The sequence below is a fragment of the Actinomadura craniellae genome (genome assembly GCF_003289645.1).
Lineage (GTDB): Bacteria > Actinomycetota > Actinomycetes > Streptosporangiales > Streptosporangiaceae > Actinomadura_D > Actinomadura_D craniellae.
This window is the reverse complement of the sequence record NZ_QLYX01000023.1, coordinates 63,689-82,136: the sequence shown is the minus strand read 5'-3', so window position 1 is coordinate 82,136 and position 18,448 is coordinate 63,689. Positions and strand designations below refer to the sequence as shown.

At 74.1% G+C, this 18,448-nt stretch carries 15 protein-coding genes; 4 read left to right on the top strand and 11 right to left on the bottom strand.

What is annotated here, in order from left to right; genetic code table 11:
- Positions 1-88: 88 nt before the first annotated feature.
- The 4 genes from DPM19_RS33100 to DPM19_RS33085 all read right to left on the bottom strand — a co-directional run bounded on the left by DPM19_RS33100 (position 89) and on the right by DPM19_RS33085 (position 4,940).
- A complete protein-coding gene (locus DPM19_RS33100) occupies positions 89-2,695 on the bottom strand; it encodes a CHAT domain-containing protein (protein ID WP_233511069.1) in 2,607 nt (868 codons plus the stop codon).
- Positions 2,692-3,135, bottom strand: a complete 444-nt coding sequence (locus DPM19_RS33095; protein ID WP_146779083.1) for a hypothetical protein — start codon at positions 3,133-3,135, stop codon at positions 2,692-2,694. Before DPM19_RS33095 ends, DPM19_RS33100 begins: the two co-directional genes overlap by 4 nt.
- Complete coding sequence (locus DPM19_RS33090) at positions 3,125-3,670, bottom strand: RNA polymerase sigma factor (RefSeq protein WP_233511068.1); 546 nt, start codon at positions 3,668-3,670, stop codon at positions 3,125-3,127. The genes DPM19_RS33095 and DPM19_RS33090 overlap by 11 nt, the downstream gene beginning before the upstream one ends.
- Positions 3,671-3,806: 136 nt before the next feature.
- Positions 3,807-4,940, bottom strand: a complete 1,134-nt coding sequence (locus DPM19_RS33085; RefSeq protein ID WP_111872035.1) for a S8 family peptidase — start codon at positions 4,938-4,940, stop codon at positions 3,807-3,809.
- Between the two features lie 132 nt (positions 4,941-5,072).
- Between DPM19_RS33085 and lnt the strand changes: the two genes are divergently transcribed.
- Together lnt and DPM19_RS33075 are read left to right on the top strand one after the other, a co-directional pair.
- Positions 5,073-6,524, top strand: a complete 1,452-nt coding sequence (lnt, locus tag DPM19_RS33080) for an apolipoprotein N-acyltransferase (protein WP_158566969.1) — start codon at positions 5,073-5,075, stop codon at positions 6,522-6,524.
- Positions 6,525-6,713: 189 nt separating this feature from the next.
- Positions 6,714-7,211: a DUF3145 domain-containing protein gene (locus tag DPM19_RS33075; RefSeq protein ID WP_111872033.1), complete on the top strand. Its 498-nt coding sequence runs from the start codon at positions 6,714-6,716 to the stop codon at positions 7,209-7,211.
- A 78-nt stretch (positions 7,212-7,289) separates the two neighbouring features.
- Here the strand turns inward: DPM19_RS33075 and DPM19_RS33070 are convergent, their stop codons facing one another.
- The 6 genes from DPM19_RS33070 to DPM19_RS33045 form a co-directional block, all read right to left on the bottom strand.
- Positions 7,290-8,729: an acyl-CoA carboxylase subunit beta gene (locus DPM19_RS33070; RefSeq protein WP_111872032.1), complete on the bottom strand. Its 1,440-nt coding sequence runs from the start codon at positions 8,727-8,729 to the stop codon at positions 7,290-7,292.
- Between the two features lie 16 nt (positions 8,730-8,745).
- A complete protein-coding gene (locus DPM19_RS33065) occupies positions 8,746-10,011 on the bottom strand; it encodes a beta-ketoacyl-[acyl-carrier-protein] synthase family protein (RefSeq protein ID WP_111872031.1) in 1,266 nt (421 codons plus the stop codon).
- 83 nt (positions 10,012-10,094) lie between these two features.
- Positions 10,095-10,352, bottom strand: coding sequence for an acyl carrier protein (locus DPM19_RS33060; RefSeq protein WP_111872030.1), 258 nt, complete (start codon positions 10,350-10,352; stop codon positions 10,095-10,097).
- A 48-nt stretch (positions 10,353-10,400) separates the two neighbouring features.
- Complete coding sequence (locus tag DPM19_RS33055; protein ID WP_111872029.1) at positions 10,401-11,369, bottom strand: beta-ketoacyl-ACP synthase III; 969 nt, start codon at positions 11,367-11,369, stop codon at positions 10,401-10,403.
- Positions 11,366-12,274: an ACP S-malonyltransferase gene (locus DPM19_RS33050; protein ID WP_111872028.1), complete on the bottom strand. Its 909-nt coding sequence runs from the start codon at positions 12,272-12,274 to the stop codon at positions 11,366-11,368. The genes DPM19_RS33055 and DPM19_RS33050 overlap by 4 nt, the downstream gene beginning before the upstream one ends.
- Before the next feature lie 91 nt (positions 12,275-12,365).
- Positions 12,366-13,508, bottom strand: coding sequence for a PucR family transcriptional regulator (locus tag DPM19_RS33045; RefSeq protein ID WP_111872055.1), 1,143 nt, complete (start codon positions 13,506-13,508; stop codon positions 12,366-12,368).
- Positions 13,509-13,774: 266 nt separating this feature from the next.
- Between DPM19_RS33045 and DPM19_RS33040 the strand changes: the two genes are divergently transcribed.
- Both DPM19_RS33040 and DPM19_RS33035 read left to right on the top strand, forming a co-directional pair.
- The gene (locus tag DPM19_RS33040; protein WP_199485415.1) at positions 13,775-14,362 is read left to right on the top strand and encodes an ACT domain-containing protein; all 588 of its coding nucleotides are present in this window, start codon (positions 13,775-13,777) and stop codon (positions 14,360-14,362) included.
- A gap of 113 nt (positions 14,363-14,475) precedes the next feature.
- A complete protein-coding gene (locus DPM19_RS33035) occupies positions 14,476-15,420 on the top strand; it encodes an alpha/beta fold hydrolase (protein WP_111872026.1) in 945 nt (314 codons plus the stop codon).
- Positions 15,421-15,511: 91 nt separating this feature from the next.
- On the opposite strand, the gene aceE is transcribed toward DPM19_RS33035, so the two are convergent.
- The gene (gene aceE, locus DPM19_RS33030; protein WP_456049253.1) at positions 15,512-18,298 is read right to left on the bottom strand and encodes a pyruvate dehydrogenase (acetyl-transferring), homodimeric type; all 2,787 of its coding nucleotides are present in this window, start codon (positions 18,296-18,298) and stop codon (positions 15,512-15,514) included.
- Positions 18,299-18,448 lie beyond the last annotated feature (150 nt).

The window sequence follows — 18,448 nt, the reverse complement described above, 5'->3', positions numbered from 1 at the left end:
GCTGCCGAGCCGAGGGAGTGAGCGGTGCGGTCCGCGCGGTGCACGGGCGAGGTGAGGCGCCGGACGGGCCCTGACACCCGCTCCCAGGTCAGCCGGCGCCGAAGCACAGGAAGCCGAGGTCGCCCAGGGTGCGGGGCAGGGCGGCCAGCGCCCGCGCCGGCGAGTGTCCGGCCGTGAGACCCCGGTGGAAGCGCTCCATCAGGTCCCGGGCGGCGGAGTCCCGCACGGGCGTCACACCGGCCACCACGGTGGCGGCGCCCAGCGCCAGCAGGACCCCCACCATGCCCGTCACCGCGTCGCCCGCCCCGGCCCGGCCGGCGTCGCACGCCGAGAGCACGACCAGCGGCGGGGGCGCCGCCAGCTCCTCCAGGTCGTGGCCCAGCATCGGCCCGTCGGCCAGCCGTAGGCGCGATAGCAGGGCGTTGCCGTCCCGGAACTCACCGTGCGCCGCCAGGTGCGCGAGCGAGGCGCCGTCCAGCGCCCGCCGCACCTCCTCGACCCGGGCCGCCGCGCCGCGCAGTACCGTGGCCGCCGGGTACATCCCGGTCAGCGCCGCCACCTCGGCCTCCGCGCATTCCAGTCCCGGTCCGGCCACCAGCACCACCCGCCCGCCGCAGGGCGTGCCGGGAGCGCGACCATGCGGGGGATGCACCTCCGGGCCGGGGGAGCGTACGGGTCGCCGGGGCGTCACGGCGTGCAGCCAGGCGGCGGCGGAAGGGACGAGGGTCAGCGGCCGGCCGGCGAGCGAGGGCAGCACGGCCCAGGGCAGCGCGTGCAGCTCCGCGGTCGGGGCGAGCACGAGGTCCCGGTCGCCGAGCGCCCGGCGCAACGGCTGGACCAGCAGCGCGTCGAGCCGCCGGGCCGCGCCGGCCAGCCCGGCGCGGGCCGGCGGGTGCTCGTCGCCGCACAGCACCAGCCGCCGCAGCGCGAACCGGAGCACCCGGGTCTCCTGGGCCATGGCCGCGTAACTCCCCAGCGCCACCCGGCGGCACCGCCCACCCGCGACGACCGCGGCGTGCAGTTCGCCGTCGACGAGGACGAACTCCACGAGCGCCCGGTCGCCCAGCTCCCGCACCAGCTCCCCGGCCACATCCCCCGGCCGGCCGGTTCCGGCGGCCGGGCCGGGGCTCCGCCGGGCGTGAGCACGGAGGGCCGACTCCAGGCGGAGCAACCGGCCGGCCGCCGGGGCGGCGTCCTCGCCGCGCGCGGTCGCCGCCGCGTGCTCGGCGCTGACCCGGCGCAGCTCGGCGAGCAGCGCCGCCCGGTGCGGATCTGCCGGCGGGCGGACGGCGCGGGGCCGGCGGAGGAGCGCCCGCCGCCGTTCCTCGGCGACCAGCAGTTCGCGTCCGGAGCGGGCCAGCCGCAGCCCCAGCCTGGCCAGCTCGGTCCCGAGCCCGGCGGCATGGGCCCGGAGTTCCAGCGCGCCGAACACCTCGGCGTACTCGGCCATCACCCGCAGCCCGGCCCGGACGGCGGCCGCCGTCCCGCGCCGGTCGCCCCGGCTCCACCGGTCCAGCGCGGTCGCGTGCCAGGCGGCGACCCGCAGCGCGGCGGGTCCCTCGCGTTGCACCGCGCCGATCCGGGCCAGCAACGGTGCGGCCGGCCGGCCCAGCCGGAGGGCCAGCAGCGCGGCGATGATGTGGGCGTCGGCCGCGGCCGGCGCCCAGCCGCCCCGCGCCAGCCGGCCGGCCGTGACCACGGCGGTCTGGAAGAACACCGGTGACCGGTCGCCGGCGCTCCACCGGGCCCGCAGCAACAGGTGCTCGGCCTGGAGCATCCAGCCGGTGCGCTCCTGCCCGGCGAAGGCGGCCCGGGCGAGCTCGGCAGTGCCGGCGGCCTTCTCCGGATCGCCGTCGGCGAGTTCCGCGTGGGCGAGCAGCAGCAGCCCGTCGGCCAGGTCGCAGCCGTACCGCCGGACGGTCACCTCGTGCAGGGTGGACTCCAGCAGCGGCCGGGCCTCCCCGGGCAGCCCGGCCGCGATGAGGGTCTCGGCCTGGTCGAACCGGCACTGCGCGATGCGCTCGCCGAACAGCCCGGGCTCGGCGGCGGCGTACAGCCGCAGCGCCCGCGGCACGTCGCCCCGCCGGGAGGCGACGAACGCCAGGTTGGCGCGGTTCATGGCGGCCTGGTGCCGGGCCCCGGCCCGCTCCGCCACCCGCACGGCCTCCAGCAGCGCGTCCTCGGCGGCGGCCAGGTCGCCGCGCAGCGCGACGGCCAGCCCCAGGTTGGCGAGCAGCCCGGCCAGAACCGCCGGGTCGCCGTTCCGGCGCAGCCGGGGCAGCACCCCGGTGGCCACCCGCTCGGCCTCCTTCAACCGCCCGTACCGGGCCAGTGCGCAGGCCCGGTTGGCGGCCAGCCGGTCGGCATCGGCGCCGCGCAGCACCGGCTCGGCCGCGGCGGCGGCCGCCAGCGCCCTGCCCAACTCGCCTCGCGCCGCGAGCAACCCGACCAGGTGCGTCCGGGTCAGGGCCGCCTCGTAGGGCGCCCCCAGGGACTGTGCGACGGCCAGTGCCTCCGCCAGGTGGGCGAGCCCGTCGTCCAGCCGGCCGATCTCCTTGGCGGCCACCGCGGCGGCCCGCAGCAGCGGCGGCCGGTCCGCGCCCGCCGCGGATTCCAGGGCGGCCAGCGCCGCCCGGTACGCCCGCCGCGGGTCGGCCGCCGTCAACGCCAGCAGTTCCCCGCCGGACCGGTTCACAGGCAGACCCAGCTGGTGACGATGGAGGCGGCGTCGGGGAGGCGGAACAGCAGGCTGACCGGGCCGGCGGGGACGCCGGTGACGGCGAACTGGCCCGCGGCGTCCACCCGGCAGGTCAGCTCGCCGGTCGAGCACCGGACGCGCACCTGCGCGGGGCCGGGCGGGACGAGCTGACCGACGATCTCCAGGCTCCGCCCCTCCCCGGTGACTTCGACCTCCACGGCCAGGCCGGTCCCGGTGAAGGTGAACGCGCGCGGCCGGCCACCGCGCACCCCGGTGGCCGGCCCGGCCGCGGTGAGTTCGGTGGTGAGCTCCAGGAGGGCGGCGTCCGGATCGCGGAAGCCGAACGCGGCCAGCCCGGCCGCGCGAACACCGCCGGGGACGGGCTCCAGCGTCGCGAACACCGCCCGCACCCGGTCCATCAGCTCGTCATCGTTCACCGGGCTCACCGGCCAGCCTCCGCCGGAGCTTGGCCAGGCAGCGGGCCCGGGTCGGCCCCACGCTGCCGACGGGAATGTCCAGTGCCGCCGCGACCTCGGCATAGCCGGCCGGGGCCAGCGCGAACAGCCGCAGCAGCGACCGGCACCGGCTGGGCAGCGCCCGCAGGGCCGCGGCGACCTGGGCCAGCCGCTCCCGGGCCAGGACGACCTCGTCGGGACGGCCGGGCGGGGGCGGGACGTACGGCGCGGCCGGAATCCGTCGCCCGGCCGTCCGCGCGCTCTCGTGCCGGGCGGTCACGGCCAGCCAGCCGCCGGTCGCGGCCGGATCGCGGATCGTACCGATCCGCTCCACCAGCCGGAGCCAGGTCGTCTGCACCACATCCGAGGCGTCCGCCGGCTCCAGCCCGTAGGACCGGGCGATCGCCCAGAGCAACCCCGTGTACCGGTCGACCAGCGCCGTCCAGGCGGCCGGGTCGCCCTCGGCCGCCCGGGTCACCAGCTCGCCCGTGTCGTCCCGCCGCTGTCGCAGGGTCACCGCCGGCTCCCGCCCCCTCGCCGCTCGCAGCTCCCCACGCAACCCGAAAAAGCGCGAAGAGTGAGTATCTCGATACCGAAAGTATCGACAACCGGCCGTCTGCATGCGGACAACACCCGATCTCCGCGAAATCCGCTCACTCCCTCGGCTCGGTGACGACGGCGCCGAGGCCGGGGAGGGTGCGGGTGGGCGGGGCGAGCAGGCGGGCGGCCGCGTCCCGGGCGGAGAGGTCGTGCGCGGCGGCGAGGGCGGCGATCGTGCCGGCCACGGCGGGGGCGGCGAACGAGGTGCCGCTCCAGGCGGCGTAGCCCTCGAACGCGGGCGGGTCGCCGTCCTCGGCCGCCGGGAACCGCACGTGACAGCTGCGCACGTCCACGCCGGGCGCGCACGCGTCGACCCAGGGGCCGTGGTTGGAGAACCAGGCCCGGTCCGCGCCGTCCAGCGCGCCCACCGCGATCACCTGGTCGAGCGCGGCGGGCCAGAACGGCCGGTCGGTGGCGCCGTTGCCCGCGCAGGCGACCGCGACCGTGCCGTCCAGCGCGGCCAGCGCCCGGCCGAGCACCGGCGAGGGCCGGTCGTCGTAGGTGTGGCAGCCGAGCGAGATGTTGACGATGTCGGGCCGGCCCATCCGGGCCAGCGCCCGGAGAACGGTGAACTCGTCGCCGATCCCGTCCCCGCCGATCACCCGGTGCGCGCGCAACCGGACGGCGGGCGCGTGTTGCAACAGCACCCCGGCCACGAACGTGCCGTGCCCGGCCTGGGAGTCCAGTTCGAGGTCGAGGTCGGTGTCGAGGACCTCCGCGGCGTCCGGGGGATGCTCCGCGTACCAGCCGGTGCGCTCGTACCAGGGGTGCGGGGACAGCCCGGTGTCGAGCACGGCGACCGTCACCACCCGGCGCCCGGCCCCGGCGACGGGGGCCGGCACGGGCGGAACCGGACGGGGCGGGCCGGCCGGCCCCGACCACCACAGCGGCTGGCCGTGCACCAGATGGTTGGGGGTGGCGGCCAGCGAACCCGCACCGAGCCGGGCCGCCAGGTCGCAGACGTCGACCCGGGCCGGCCCGCGCAGCCGGAGCAGGCAGCCGCCCGGATCATCGCGCCGCGAGTCGTGCCACCGCCGGACCAGACCCTCCACGGTCGGCGCGTGCTCCGGGGCGACCAGCAGCTCGTCGCGCCTGATCAGGGTCGGCCGGCCGGGCAGCGCCTCCACCGGGACGGCGTCCGGGTGCCGGGCGAGTAACCGTTCCAGCCAAGCTTCACGATCGGACATCGACCTATTGTGCCTGAATAGCTGCGCAGCGTAATGGAGGTTGCCGTGATGTCCCGAAAGTGGGTAACTGGGCAGGTGGCGGCCTCTTCATGGGCTCGGTGGGCGGTCCCTCCGCTCACCGGTGCGCTGCCCGTGCTGGCCTTTCCCGGCCCGGGGCTCGGCTGGGCGGCCTGGTTCCTGCTGGTCCCCGGCCTGCTGGTGATCGCGGCGGCGGGGGATGGCCGGGCCGCGGCCTGCCGGGGCTGGGGCTTCGGCGCGGGCTACCTGCTGGCCGCGCTGCACTGGACGGTGCCCAACATCGGCCCCGGGCTGCTTCTGGTGGCGGCCGTCTTCGGCGCGCTCTGGGCCGGCTGGGGATTTCTGGCCTGGTCCTCGCTGGGCGGGCCCGCGGTGGTCGCCCTGGCGGCGGTTCCGGGTGGCTGGGTGCTCGTCGAGTACGCGCGATCCTGGGCGGCGCTGGGCGGTCCGTGGGCGCTGCTGGGGGCGAGCCAGTGGCGGTACCCGGCCGTCCTGGATCTGGCCGCCCTGGGCGGGGTCTGGCTGGTGAGCGCCGTCCTGGTCGCGGTCAACACCGCGCTGGCCCTCGCCGTCCTGCGGCGCGGCCCGCTCCTCCTCGCCGTCGCCGCGGCGCTCGTCGCGGCGGGCCCGATCGTGCATGCGGTGCGGGCCGACCCGCCCGTGCAGCGAACCCGCACCGTGGCGCTGGTCCAGCCAGGGGTGATCCACGGCCCGTCGGCACGGTTCGACGCGGGGGAGCGGATCACCGCCGGGCTGCCTCCCGTGGACCTCGTCGTCTGGGGGGAGAGCTCCGTGGGGTTCGACCTGGCCCGGCGGCCCGACCTGACGGCCCGGCTGTCCCGCCTCGCCGCCCGCGGCGCGCTGCTGGTCAACACGGATGCCGCCGACGTCCACGGCCGGATCGCCAAGCGGTCGGTCCTGATCGGCCCCGACGGCCCCCGCGCCGATTACGTCAAGACCCGGCTGGTGCCCTTCGGGGAGTACATCCCGGCACGCCCGCTGCTCGGCGGGCTGGCCGCGATCAGCGAGGCCGCGGAGCGGGACCGGGTGCCCGGCACCGGCGCGTCGGTCATGACCGCGGACGGGACCGTGCTCGGGCCGCTGATCTGCTTCGAGTCGGCCTTCCCCGACCTTGGCCGCGCGGTGGTGCGACGCGGTGCCGAGGTGGTCGTCTACCAGTCGGCCACGTCCACCTTCCAGCAGAGCTGGGCCCCGGCCCAGCATGCGAGCCTGGGCGCGGTCCGCGCCGCCGAGACCGGCCGGCCGGTGGTGCAGGCGGCGCTGACCGGGGTGTCGGCGGCCTTTGACGCTCGCGGCCGGCGGCTGGCCTGGGCGGGCACCGAGCGGCGCGGGGCGGTCGTCGTGCGGCTGGAGGTGCCGCCGGCGACCGGGCGCACGCCTTATGTGCGGTACGGCGACTTTGTGCCCGCGCTGGCCGTCGTGGGCGTCGCGCTCGGGCTGTGGCGCCCGGGACGGCAGGGACCGCGGTCCCTGCCGCCCGGGACTTCGGGCTTCCTACCCTGGGTTCGCGACGGCCACCCTGACACCGCTCGCCGCCGACGCTGACGGGGGTTTCGCGAAAGTGGCGAGCGGGGCCGTCGCCTTTACCCGGGCATGGCCGGTTGTTCAGGCCAACAGGGACTGAGCGCTGGTGCGGGCCGGGTCGGATGATGCACAATGATGGGCGCGGAAGCCTTCATGGGACGTACGAGGCCGTAGGGGAAGACGAGCCTCGGTACGCAACCAGGAGGTCCGGTGACCGCACGTGGCGTTTTCTACGTCCACTCCGCGCCACCTGCGCTGTGCCCGCATATCGAGTGGGCCGTCGCAGGTGTTCTCGGCGTGCCCGCGTCTTTGGCGTGGACCGATCAGCCCGCCGCGCCTGGCACGCTGCGCGCCGAGCTGTGCTGGGAGGGCGGGACGGGGGGCGTGGCCGCCGCCATCACCTCTGCGCTGCGCAACTGGAAGCTGCTGCGGTTCGAGGTCACCGAGGACGCCTCGCCGGGCTGCGACGGCACCCGGTACAGCTTCACCCCCTCGCTCGGCGTCTTCACCGGGGTGACCGGCGCCAACGGCGACATCCTCGTGCCCGAGGACCGGCTGCGCACCGCCATGGCCAACGCCGCCGTCGGCAAGTTCACCATCGAAAGCGAGCTGGAGCGGCTGCTCGGCACCCCGTGGGACAACGAGCTGGAGCCGTTCCGCCGGGCCGGCGACGGTGCCCCGGTCCGCTGGCTGCACGCGGCCGTCTGAGCAGGGAACGCCGGAAAGGGGCGCCGCCGGGAGACCGGCGGCGCCCCTTTCGGCGTCGAGAGCGGGTTACAGCGGGATCTACAGCGGGATGTTGCCGTGCGCGCCGCGGGCCGGAATGGCCTCGGCGATGGCCCGGGCGATGGCGCTCCGGGACTTGTCGGGCTCGATGACCTCGTCGATCACCCCGAGGTCGCGGGCGCGCTCCAGCCCACCGGCGATCTTCTCGTGTTCGGCGGCGAGCTCGGCCTCCAGGGCGGGGCGCTCCTCCTCCGGCACGGCGGCGATCTTGCGCCGGTGCAGCACCCGGACGGCCGCCAGCGCGCCCATCACGGCGAGCTCGGCGGTCGGCCAGGCGAAGACCCGGGTGGCGCCCAGCGACCGCGAGTTCATCGCGATGTAGGCGCCGCCGTACGCCTTGCGGGTCACCAGCGTGACGCGCGGCACGGTCGCCTCGGCGAAGGCGTGCAGCAGCTTGGCGCCGCGGCGCACCACGCCCTCGTGCTCCTGGCCGACCCCGGGCAGGTAGCCCGGCACGTCGACCAGCACGACCAGCGGGACCCCGAAGGCATCGCACATCCGCACGAACCGGGCCGCCTTCTCAGCCGAGGTGGAGTCCAGGCAGCCGCCCAGCCGGAGCGGGTTGTTGGCGATCACGCCGATCGTGCGCCCACCCAGCCGGCCCAGCGCGGTGACGATGTTGGGCGCCCACTTGGGGTGCAGCTCGACCAGCTGGTCCGTGTCGTCCACCAGACCGTGGACCAGCGGCTTGACGTTGTACGCGCGGCGCGGGCTTTCGGGCAGCAGCTCGGAGAAGTCACGCTCGGCCACCGACTCGGTGCGCAGCCGGCCCTGGTGGCCGAGCAGCGTCGCCAGCGTCCGGGCCCGGACCAGCGCCTCGGTGTCGTCCTTGGCGACCACGTGCACGACACCGGACTTCTTGGAGTGCGGTTCGGGCCCGCCCAGCGAGGCCATGTCGATCTCTTCGCCGGTCACCGAACGGACCACGTCCGGGCCGGTGACGAAGATCTTGCCCTGCTGCGACAGGATCACGATGTCGGTCAGCGCCGGCCCGTAGGCGGCGCCGCCCGCTGCGGCGCCGAGCACCACCGAGATCTGCGGCACCACACCGGACGCCCGGGTCATCGCGGCGAAGACCGTGCCGACGGCGTGCAGCGACTCGACGCCCTCGGCCAGCCGGGCGCCGCCCGAGTGCCACAGCCCGATGATCGGCAGGCGCTCCTTCACGGCGTGGTCGTAGGCGAGCACGATGGCCTCGCACCCGGCCGTGCCCATCGCCCCGCCCTGGACGCGGGGGTCGCTGGCGAACGCCGCGACCGGCATGCCCTCGATCCGGCCGATGCCGGCGAGCGTCCCGCTCCCGTCGTCTTCGGAGGTGAGCGGGCGGAAGGTGCCGTCGTCGAAGAGAGCGGAGAGCCGGACCCGCGGATGCCGCGGATCGAGTTCTTCCTGCTCGTCGGTGGTGCCTGGGTCGAGCACCCGGTTATCGAGCACGGTCACGTGGTTCGCTCCCTAGTCAGACAGCGCGCTGGAAGGCGACGCACACGTTGTGGCCGCCGAAACCGAAGGAGTTGTTGAGGGCGGCGGCGGGCCCGTCGGGCAGCTTGTACGGCTCGCCCTGGGCGATGTGGAGGTCCACCGCGTCGTCGAGGTCCTCGAGGTTGGCGGTGGCGGGCACCACGCCCTCGTGCAGGGCCAGCACGGTCGCCACCGACTCCAGTGCGCCGGCCCCGCCGAGCAGGTGCCCGGTCATCGACTTGGTGCCGGTGATGACCGTCTGGTAGGCGGCCGGGCCGAGCGCGGACTTGATCGCGGCGATCTCGGCCACGTCGCCCTGCGGGGTGGAGGTGGCGTGCGCGTTGATGTGCACGATGTCCTCGGGCCGCAGGCCGGAGTTCTCCAGCGCCCGCCGCATCGCGGTGGCCGCACCGGCGCCCGTCGGGTCGGGCTGCACGATGTCGTGGGCGTCGGCTGAGTAGCCGGCGCCGGAGGCGTACGCGTAGATCCGCGCCCCGCGGGCCCGGGCGTGCTCCTCGGACTCCAGGACCAGCGACGCGGAGCCCTCACCGAGGACGAACCCGTCACGGTTCTTGTCGTAGGGGCGGGACGCCCGCTCGGGCTCGTCGTTGCGGGTCGACATCGCCCGCATGGCGCCGAACGAGGCGATGTTGAAGGGGTGGATGGTGGCCTCGGTGCCGCCCGCGACCACCACGTCGGCCCGGCCGGTGCGGATCATGTCGATCGCGTACCCGAGCGCCTCGGCACTGGAGGCGCAGGCGCTGACCAGCGCGTGCACGCCCGCCCTGGCGCCGAACTCCAGTCCCACGTGGCCGGCCGCGCCGTTGGGCATCAGCATCGGCACGGTGAACGGGGAGGTCCGCTTCCAGCCCGTCTTGCGGTACTGGTCGTAGCCGTTCAGGGCGGTCAGCAGCCCGCCGATGCCGCTGGAGACGACCACGCCCAGCCGGTCGCCGTCGACCTCGAAGCCGGACTGGTCCCCGTGGGCCATCCCGGCGTCCTTCCACGCCTCGATCGACGCGGTCAGCGCGAAGGCCTGGCAGCGGTCGAGCCGGCGCAGCCGGTGCTTGGGCATCACCTGGTCGGACTCCACCGCGATGGTGGCGGCGAAGTGCGTCGGCAGTTCCTCGACGTCTTCCCAGTCCAGCTTCCGCACACCGGACCGGCCGGCGAGCAGCGCGGACCAGGTCGACGCCACGTCGCCACCGAGCGGGGTCGTGGCACCGAGACCGGTGATGGCCACCTTGACCTGGTTAGTGCTCATGTCTGTGCTCCTCGGGAAACCGGGCTGGGGGGACGGCGCGCCGCGGGCCGGTCGGTTCCGGTCCGCGGCGCGCCGCACGCGCCTCAGGCCTTGGCCGACAGGTTCTGGACGAAGCCGATGACATCCTTGACCGTCTTGAGGTTGCGCAGCTCGTCGTCGGGGATCTCGACGCCGAACTTGTCCTGCGCGGCCACCGCGATCTCGACCATCGACAGCGAGTCGATGTCGAGGTCGTCGATGAAGTTCTTCTCGGGGGTCACCTCAGCCGCCGGAATACCGACGATCTCCTCGATGATCTCGCCGAGACCGTCCAGGATCTCCTGTTCGGTGACAGTTGCCATGGTGTGCCTTCTCCTCTGGTTTAGTGACCGGCCATCGAGCGACGCCGGCTACGGGATCTGGATGACTTGCGCAGCGTAGGCCAATCCGGCGCCGAACCCGACCAGCAGGGCGGGGGCGCCGGACGGAACGTCGCCGCGCTCGATCATGCGGGACAGGGCCATGGGGATCGAGGCCGCCGAGGTGTTGCCCGCATGGACGATGTCGTCGGCCACCACCGCGTTGACGGCCTTCAGCCGGCGCGCGATCGCCTCGATGATGCGCAGGTTGGCCTGGTGCGGGACGAACGCGGCGAGCTCTTCGGGCCGGACGCCGGCCCGCTCGCACGCCGCCAGCGCCACCGGCGCCATCGCCGTGGTGGCCCAGCGGAAGACCGCCTGCCCCTCCTGCGTGAGGAAGGAGTGCCGGTCGGCAATGGTGATCTTGTCGGCCTGGTCGCCGGCGCTGCCCCAGACGACCGGGCCGATACCAGGCCGGTCGGCGCCGCCGACGACCGCGGCGCCGGCGCCGTCGGCGAAGATGATGCTGGTGGAGCGGTCGGCCCAGTCGATCCACTGGGACATCTTCTCGGCGCCGATCACCAGCACGTTGCGCGCGCTGCCGGCCACGATCGCGGAGTTCGCCGTGGACAGCGCGTAGCAGAAGCCCGAGCAGGCGGCGTTCAGGTCGAACGCGCCGGGAGCGCTGATGCCCAGCCGGTGGGCGGTGGTCGCCGCCTGGTTGGGCATCGGCGTCTCGGCCGAGCAGGTGGCGACGATCACCAGGTCGATGTCCTCGGGCGCCAGCCCGCTGCCCGCCAGCGCCTTGCCGCCCGCGTGGACGGCCATGTCGACGACGGTCTCGTCGGGACCCGCGATGCGCCGCTCGACGATGCCGACGCGGCTGCGGATCCACTCGTCGTTGGTGTCGATGGTCTTGGCCAGGTCATCGTTGGTGACGACCTGGGCGGGCTGGTAGTCGCCGAACGCGAGGACGCGGGCGCCGGGCAGGGGCCGGGGGGCGTGCAGGGGGGCGGTCATGCCGAGTGCGCCTTGATCAGCTCGCGGGCCTTGTCGAGGTCCTCGGGGGTTTTGAGGGCGAGCGTCTCGACGCCCTTGAGTTCGCGGCGGGCGAGCCCCACCAGGGTGCCTGCGGGCGGCAGTTCGATGATCGCGGTGACCCCGAGCTCGCGCATGGTCGCCATGCAGGAGTCCCACCGGACCGGCGCGCTGACCTGCTCGACCAGCCGCCGGACGTACTCACGGCCGTCGGTGACCACCGCGCCGTCGCGGTTGGACAGCAGGGTCACCGCGGGGTCGGCCACCGGCATCCCCGGGGCCAGGGCCTGCAGCCGGTCGACGGCGGGCGCCATGTGCACGGTGTGGAACGCGCCGGCCACCGACAGCGGGCGCAGCCGGGCCTTGGCGGGTGGCTCGTCGGCGAACTCGGCGAGCTGCCGCATCGTTCCGGCGGCGACCACCTGGCCGGCGCCGTTGATGTTGGCGGGGGTGAGGCCGTGCTTGTCGATCGCGGTGAGCACCTCGTCGGGGTCGCCGCCGAGCACCGCCGTCATGCCGGTTTCGGTCACCGCGGCGGCCTCGGCCATCGCCCGGCCCCGCTCACGGACCAGCACCAGGGCGGCCTCGGGGGTCAGCACCCCGGCGAGCGCGGCGGCGGCCAGCTCGCCGACGCTGTGCCCGGCGACCGCGCCCGGCGTCACGTCCAGCGCGGCGGCGGCGGCCAGGGCCGCGCTCACCAGCAGCGGCTGGGCCACGGCGGTGTCGCGGATCTCCTCGGCGTCGGCCTCCGTGCCGTACCGCACCAGGTCCAGGCCGGTCACGGCGGACCACCAGGTCAGCCGGTCGGCGACGCCGGGGACCTCAAGCCATGGCTGGAGGAATCCGGGGGACTGGGCGCCCTGGCCGGGCGATGCGAGGAGAATCACGCCTCCCACCCTGCCCTGTATGGGTATGGCACGCCGATGTCGATCGGTACGAACTTTCGCGGCGTGCCTTTGTGCGACCCCTACAAGGGCGTCAACCGGTCCTTCCGCCGGTGGCGGAACCGGGTGAACGGTCATCGAAACGCCCCAGGACCAGGGCGATTCGCAGGGTGAACGCCGACCGGCCGTCGGTCGGGGGCAGGTCGGTCAGCTCCGCGACCCGGCGCAGCCGGTAACGCACCGTGTTGGGGTGGACGAACAGCAGTCGCGCCGTGGCCTCCAGCGAGGAGCCCTGCTCCAGATACGTGGTGAGCGTGTCGAGCAGGGGAGCGCCCGCGGCGCACATCGGGGCGTACACCTGGTCGACCAGGTACCGGCGGGCCTCCTCGTCGCCGTCCAGCGCCCGCTCGGGCAGCAGCTCGGCGGCCGACACCGGGCGGGGCGCGTCCGGCCAGCCGGCGGCCGCGCGCAGGCCGGCCAGCGCCGCCTGCGCCGAGATCGTGGCGCCGTAGAGGTCGGGCACCTGTGGGCCGACCACGACCGGCCCGGGGCCGCACTTGGCGGCGATCGGCCGGGCGGCCTCCAGCGGGTCGTCGGCTCCGCCCACGACCACGACGACCCGGGAGCCCTGCACCCCGGCCAGGACGTCCGCGCGGGCCCGGCGGGCGGCCATCTGCATGTGGTCGATCACCGCCTCCGGCTCCTCGTCCTCGGGGGTGTATCCGGCGATCACCACCACGGGCTTGGCCGACCAGCCCAGCGCCGCGGCCCACGAGTGCATGCTGTCGTCGACCTCGCCGCGCAGCACGGCGTTGACGATCAGCGCCTCCAGCCGGGCGTCCCAGGCGGCGCGGGTCTCCGCGGCCCGGGCGTACACCTGGGCCGCGCCGAAGGCCACATCCCGGGTGTACCGCAGGATGGCCTCGCGCAGCTGGGATTCGCCGCCCGGCGCGGCCAGCTCGTCGAGGCGCTCCTCGACGACGTCGATCAGCACGCGCACCATGTCGATGGTGTGCTGGAGCTTGACCGCGCGCAGCAGTTCGCGGGGGGCGGTACCGAACACCTCCCCGGCGATGGCCGGGCGGGTCTTCTCCGCGCTGGCGAACCACTCGACGAACGCCGCGATCCCCGCCTGCGCCACGAGCCCGATCCAGGACCGCTGGTCGGCGGGCATTCGCCGGAACCAGGGCAGCCGCTGTTCCATGTTGCTCAGCGCCGCGGTGCCGAACGTGCCCATCGCCTGTTCCAGGCGCTTGGCCGTCTGCGCGCGCAGTGCCGTCTCCTCCGGGGTCTCCACGTCATTAGGGTGTCATCCCCGGCGCGGGTCTCTGACCTCGCCATGCGCGAGGACGCCGGAGCGGCGGCCTTCGGGCGGTATCGGAGTTCCCGAACCGTGTTCTGGTCGATACCTCGGCGAAACATTCCGGAAATCGGCGTGGAGCACGCTCCGGTGGTACCGGAGAGTCTGCCGGGTGGAGGGTCGCCGTGTTTCTTCGAGTTCGAGTGAGCGTGCCCGACCAGCCCGGAGCGCTGGGCCGGGTCGCGGTGGCGATGGGGTACGCCGGCGCGGACATTCTCGAGGTCGTGGTTCTGGAACGTGCCAGTGGCCGGGCGCTCGACGACTTCATCGTCACCTGGCCGGACGCCGCCCCGGTCAGCTCGCTGTGCGACGAGCTCGCGGGGATCGACGGGGCCCATGTGGCCGGGGTCTGGCATCTCGCCGAGGTGCCGTCCCCGCACGTCGACACCGCCGTGTTCGGCGGGCTGCGGGAACCGGCGGACCTGGTCGACCTGGTCCCCGGCGCCTTCAGCGCCGACTGGGCGGTCCTGGTGGACGCCGGGCGGGTGGAGCGCGCCAGCCGGCGGGCCCCCGAGCCGTTCGAACCGCCCCGGCCGCGCGACGACGGGCCGCACGCGTTCACCGCGCCCGGCGGCACCCGCTACGCGGCGGTGCCGCTGGCGGGCCGGACGCTGCTGGCCGCCCGGGTCGCCGCGCCCCCCTTCCACGCCGCGGAGGTCGGCCGGCTCGCCGTCCTGGCCGCGGCCGTCACCACCGTGGCGCGCACGGCCTGCGAGAGCTCCCTGGCCTGACCCGAACCCGAGCGGCGCAGTTGTTTCCTGGGTTTCGCCGGGGGGCCGATCGCCGGTCACCGGGCGGGCGGTAGCGTCGGCCGCGGACCATCGCCCACCCGGGAGGCGCACCGATGACGGAGATCGCGCATCGCGATGTGCAGGTGAACGGGTTGCGCATGCGCATCGCCGAGGCCGGATCGGGCCCGACGGTGCTGCTGCTGCACGGATTCCCCGAGAGCTGGTACTCCTGGCGGCACCAGCTCGTCGCGCTGGCCGAGGCGGGCTTCCACGCCGTGGCGCCGGACCAGCGCGGCTACGGCGGAACCGACCGCCCGGAGCGGGTCGAGGAGTACTCGATCATGCACCTGACCGGAGACGCGCTCGCCCTGCTGGACGCGCTCGGCGTCGATCGGGCCGTGATTGCCGGGCACGACTGGGGAGCCCCGGTGGCCTGGCACGCCGCCCAGTTCCGGCCCGACCGGGTGCGCGCCGTCATCGGGTTGTCGGGCATCCACCGGCCGCGCTCGTCCCGCCCGCCGCTGGAGATCATGCGCCGGACGCTGGGCGAGGACTACTACATGGTGCGCTTCCAGCGGCCCGGCGAGGCCGACGCCGAACTCGCCCGGGACCTCCCGGCGACGTTCCGGCGGCTGCTCACCGGCTCGTCCGGGGACGCCGCGGGCGACGCGCCCGTGGCGTTCGAGAGCGACGGTTTCCTCGCCGGCTTCCCCGAGCCCGGGAAACTGCCCGGCTGGCTGACCGAAGAGGACATCGCGGCCTACGCCGCCCAGTACGCGGCGGGCGGATTCACCGGACCGCTCAACTGGTACCGCAACCTTGACCGCAACTGGGAGCTCACCGCCGCCTGGCACCGGGCCCCGGTCACCCCGCCCGCGCTCTACATCGCCGGGGAACGCGACTTCGCCGCGATCGCCCCGGACCGGGTGGCGGGGCTGCGCGGGCTGATCCCGAACCTGCGGGAGCCGGTGTGGCTACCGGGTTGCGGGCACTGGACCCAGCAGGAACGTCCCGCCGAGGTGTCCGACGCCATGATCGGATTCCTGCGCTCGCTGTGACGCGCGCGGCACGGGACCGGGGCGCCGAGCCCTCGACCGGGTCACCGGCGGGCGGATGCGGGGCCGGGCGGTCGTGCCCGGCCCCGTCCCGTCAGGCCTCGCCGCCGGCGCCGCTCTCGGCGGTCTGCACCCCGCCCGCGAACACCTGGTCGATCGGCTCGTTCAGCCGGTAGCGCTCCATCGCCTGGGGCAGCACCTCCGGCTTGATCTCCCCGCGGCGGACCAGCCTGGTCAGCACCGCCAGGGTGATCGACGCCGCGTCGACGTGGAAGAACCGGCGCGCCGCGGCCCGGGTGTCGGAGAAACCGAACCCGTCGGTGCCCAGCGAGGAGTAGTCGCCCGGCACCCACGAGGCGATCTGGTCGGGTACCGCGCGCATGTAGTCGCTCACCGCCACGATCGGCCCCGGCGAGTTCTCCAGCGCCCGGGTGACGTACGGCACCTGCTGCTCGGCCTCGGGGTTCAGCAGGTTCCACGCGTCGCTGTGCATGGCCTCGCGGCGCAGTTCCGACCAGGAGGTCGCCGACCACAGGTCGGCGGCCACGCCCCAGTCCTCGGCGAGCATCCGCCGGGCCTCCTGGGCCCACCGCATCGCCACTCCCGAGGCCAGCAGCCGGGCTCGCGGCGCGTTCCCGTCACCGGTGACCTCGGGCGCCTCGGCGAACCGGTACAGGCCCCTGAGCAGGCCGTCGACGTCGATGCCGGCCGGCTCGGCCGGCTGGACGTACGGCTCGTTGTAGACGGTGAGGTAGTAGTAGACGTCCTCACCGGCCGGGTGCTCCTCGGAGGAGCCGTACATCCGGCGCAGCCCGTCGCGCACGATGTGCGAGACCTCGTACGCCCAGGCCGGGTCGTAGGCGACGCACGCGGGGTGGGTCGAGGCCAGCAGCGGCGACTGGCCGTCGTTGTGCTGCAGGCCCTCCCCGGTCAGCGTGGTGCGGCCGGCGGTGGCGCCGAGCAGGAAGCCCCGGCCCATCTGGTCGGCGAGTTGCCACATCTGGTCGCCGGTCCGCTGGAACCCGAACATCGAGTAGAAGATGTAGATCGGGATCATGTGCTCGCCGTGCGTGGCGTACGCCGACCCGGTGGCGATCATCGAGGCCATGGCACCGGCCTCGCTGATCCCCTCGTGCAGGATCTGGCCCTTTTCGGACTCCTTGTACGTCAGCATCAGCTTGCGGTCGGCGGCGTCGTAGGTCTGCCCGTGCGGCGAGTAGATCTTCGCCGTCGGGAACATGGCGTCCATGCCGAACGTACGGGCCTCGTCGGGGATGATCGGCACGAACCGGTGGCCGATCTCCTTGTCCTTCATGAGGTCCTTGAGCAGCCGGACGAACGCCATCGTCGTGGCCACGGCCTGCTTGCCCGAGCCCTTCTTCAGCTCGGTGTAGACCGGGTCGCCGGGCAGTTTCACCGGCTTGGCCCGGACCACCCGCCGGGGCAGGTAGCCGCCGAGCGCGGCGCGGCGCTCCCGCATGTACTGGATCTCGTCGGAGTCCTCGCCCGGGTGGTAGAAGGGCGGCAGGTCGGCCTCCAGGGCCGAGTCGGGGATCTCCAGGAAGAGCCGGTCGCGGAAGGTCTTCAGCTCGGCCTTGGTGAGCTTCTTCATCTGGTGCGAGGACATCCGGGCCTCGAAGTCGGACCCGAGCGTCCAGCCCTTGATGGTGTGGGCGAGGATCACCGTCGGCTGCCCCACGTGCTCGCGGGCCGACTTGAACGCCGCGTACAGCTTGCGGTAGTCGTGCCCGCCGCGCGACAGCATGCGCAGGTCGTCGTCGCCGAGGTGCTGGACCATCCGGCGCAGCCGCGGGTCGTCGCCGAAGAAGTTCTCGCGGATGTAGGAGCCGCTCTCCACCGAGAAGGTCTGGAACTGGCCGTCGGGGGTGGTGTTCATCTTGTTGACGAGCGCCCCGTCGACGTCCTGGGCCAGCAGCGGGTCCCAGTCGCGGCCCCAGATCACCTTGATGACGTTCCAGCCCGCGCCGCGGAAGAACGACTCCAGCTCCTGGATGATCTTGCCGTTGCCGCGGACCGGGCCGTCGAGCCGCTGCAGGTTGCAGTTGATGATGAAGGTGAGGTTGTCGAGTTCCTCGCGGGCGGCCACGCCGATGGCGCCCAGCGACTCGGGCTCGTCCATCTCGCCGTCACCCAGGAAGGCCCACACGTGCGAGCGCGAGGTGTCCTTGATCTCACGGGCCAGCAGGTAGCGGTTGAACCGGGCCTGGTAGATCGCCCCGATGGCGCCCAGCCCCATCGACACGGTCGGGAACTCCCAGAAGTCCGGCATCAGCCGGGGATGCGGGTAGGAGGGCAGCCCGCCGCCGGGATGCGAGATCTCCTGCCGGAAGCCCTCCAGCCGGGCCTCGGAGAGCCGCCCCTCCAGGAACGCCCGGGCGTAGATGCCCGGCGCCGCGTGGCCCTGGATGAAGACCTGGTCGCCCGACTCGCCGTGGTCCTTGCCGCGGAAGAAGTGGTTGAACCCCACCTCGTACAGGGAGGCCGCCGAGGCGTAGGTGGCGATGTGCCCGCCGACCGAGAGCTCGGGCCGGTTGGCCCGGGAGACCATGACGGCCGCGTTCCAGCGGATGTAGGCGCGCACTCGACGTTCGATGTGCTCATCACCGGGGAACCAGGGCTCCCGCTCCGGTGGGATGGTGTTGATGTAGTCGGTGCTGCGCAGGCCGGGCACGCCGACCTGCTGCTCGCGGGCTCGTTCCAGCAGCCGGAGCATGAGATAGCGCGCCCGGCCCCGGCCCTCGGTCTTGAGTACCGTGTCGAGCGACTCCAGCCATTCCCGGGTCTCATCTGGATTGATGTCCGGGAGCTGGCTCGGCAGACCGTCGCTGATGATCGAAAAGCGTTGGCGTCCGGAAGCCACGGGGTCCCCTCTGTGCTTACCGCTGTTCATACGACCGGGTGGGCCGCGGTGTTCATCAAACCATCGTGGTCCTTTATTGACGCTAGCGCATCTCTACCGCCGAGTAACCATTTGCGCCGGTCAGCGGGGGTGTGATGTTCCGGCGCGTTG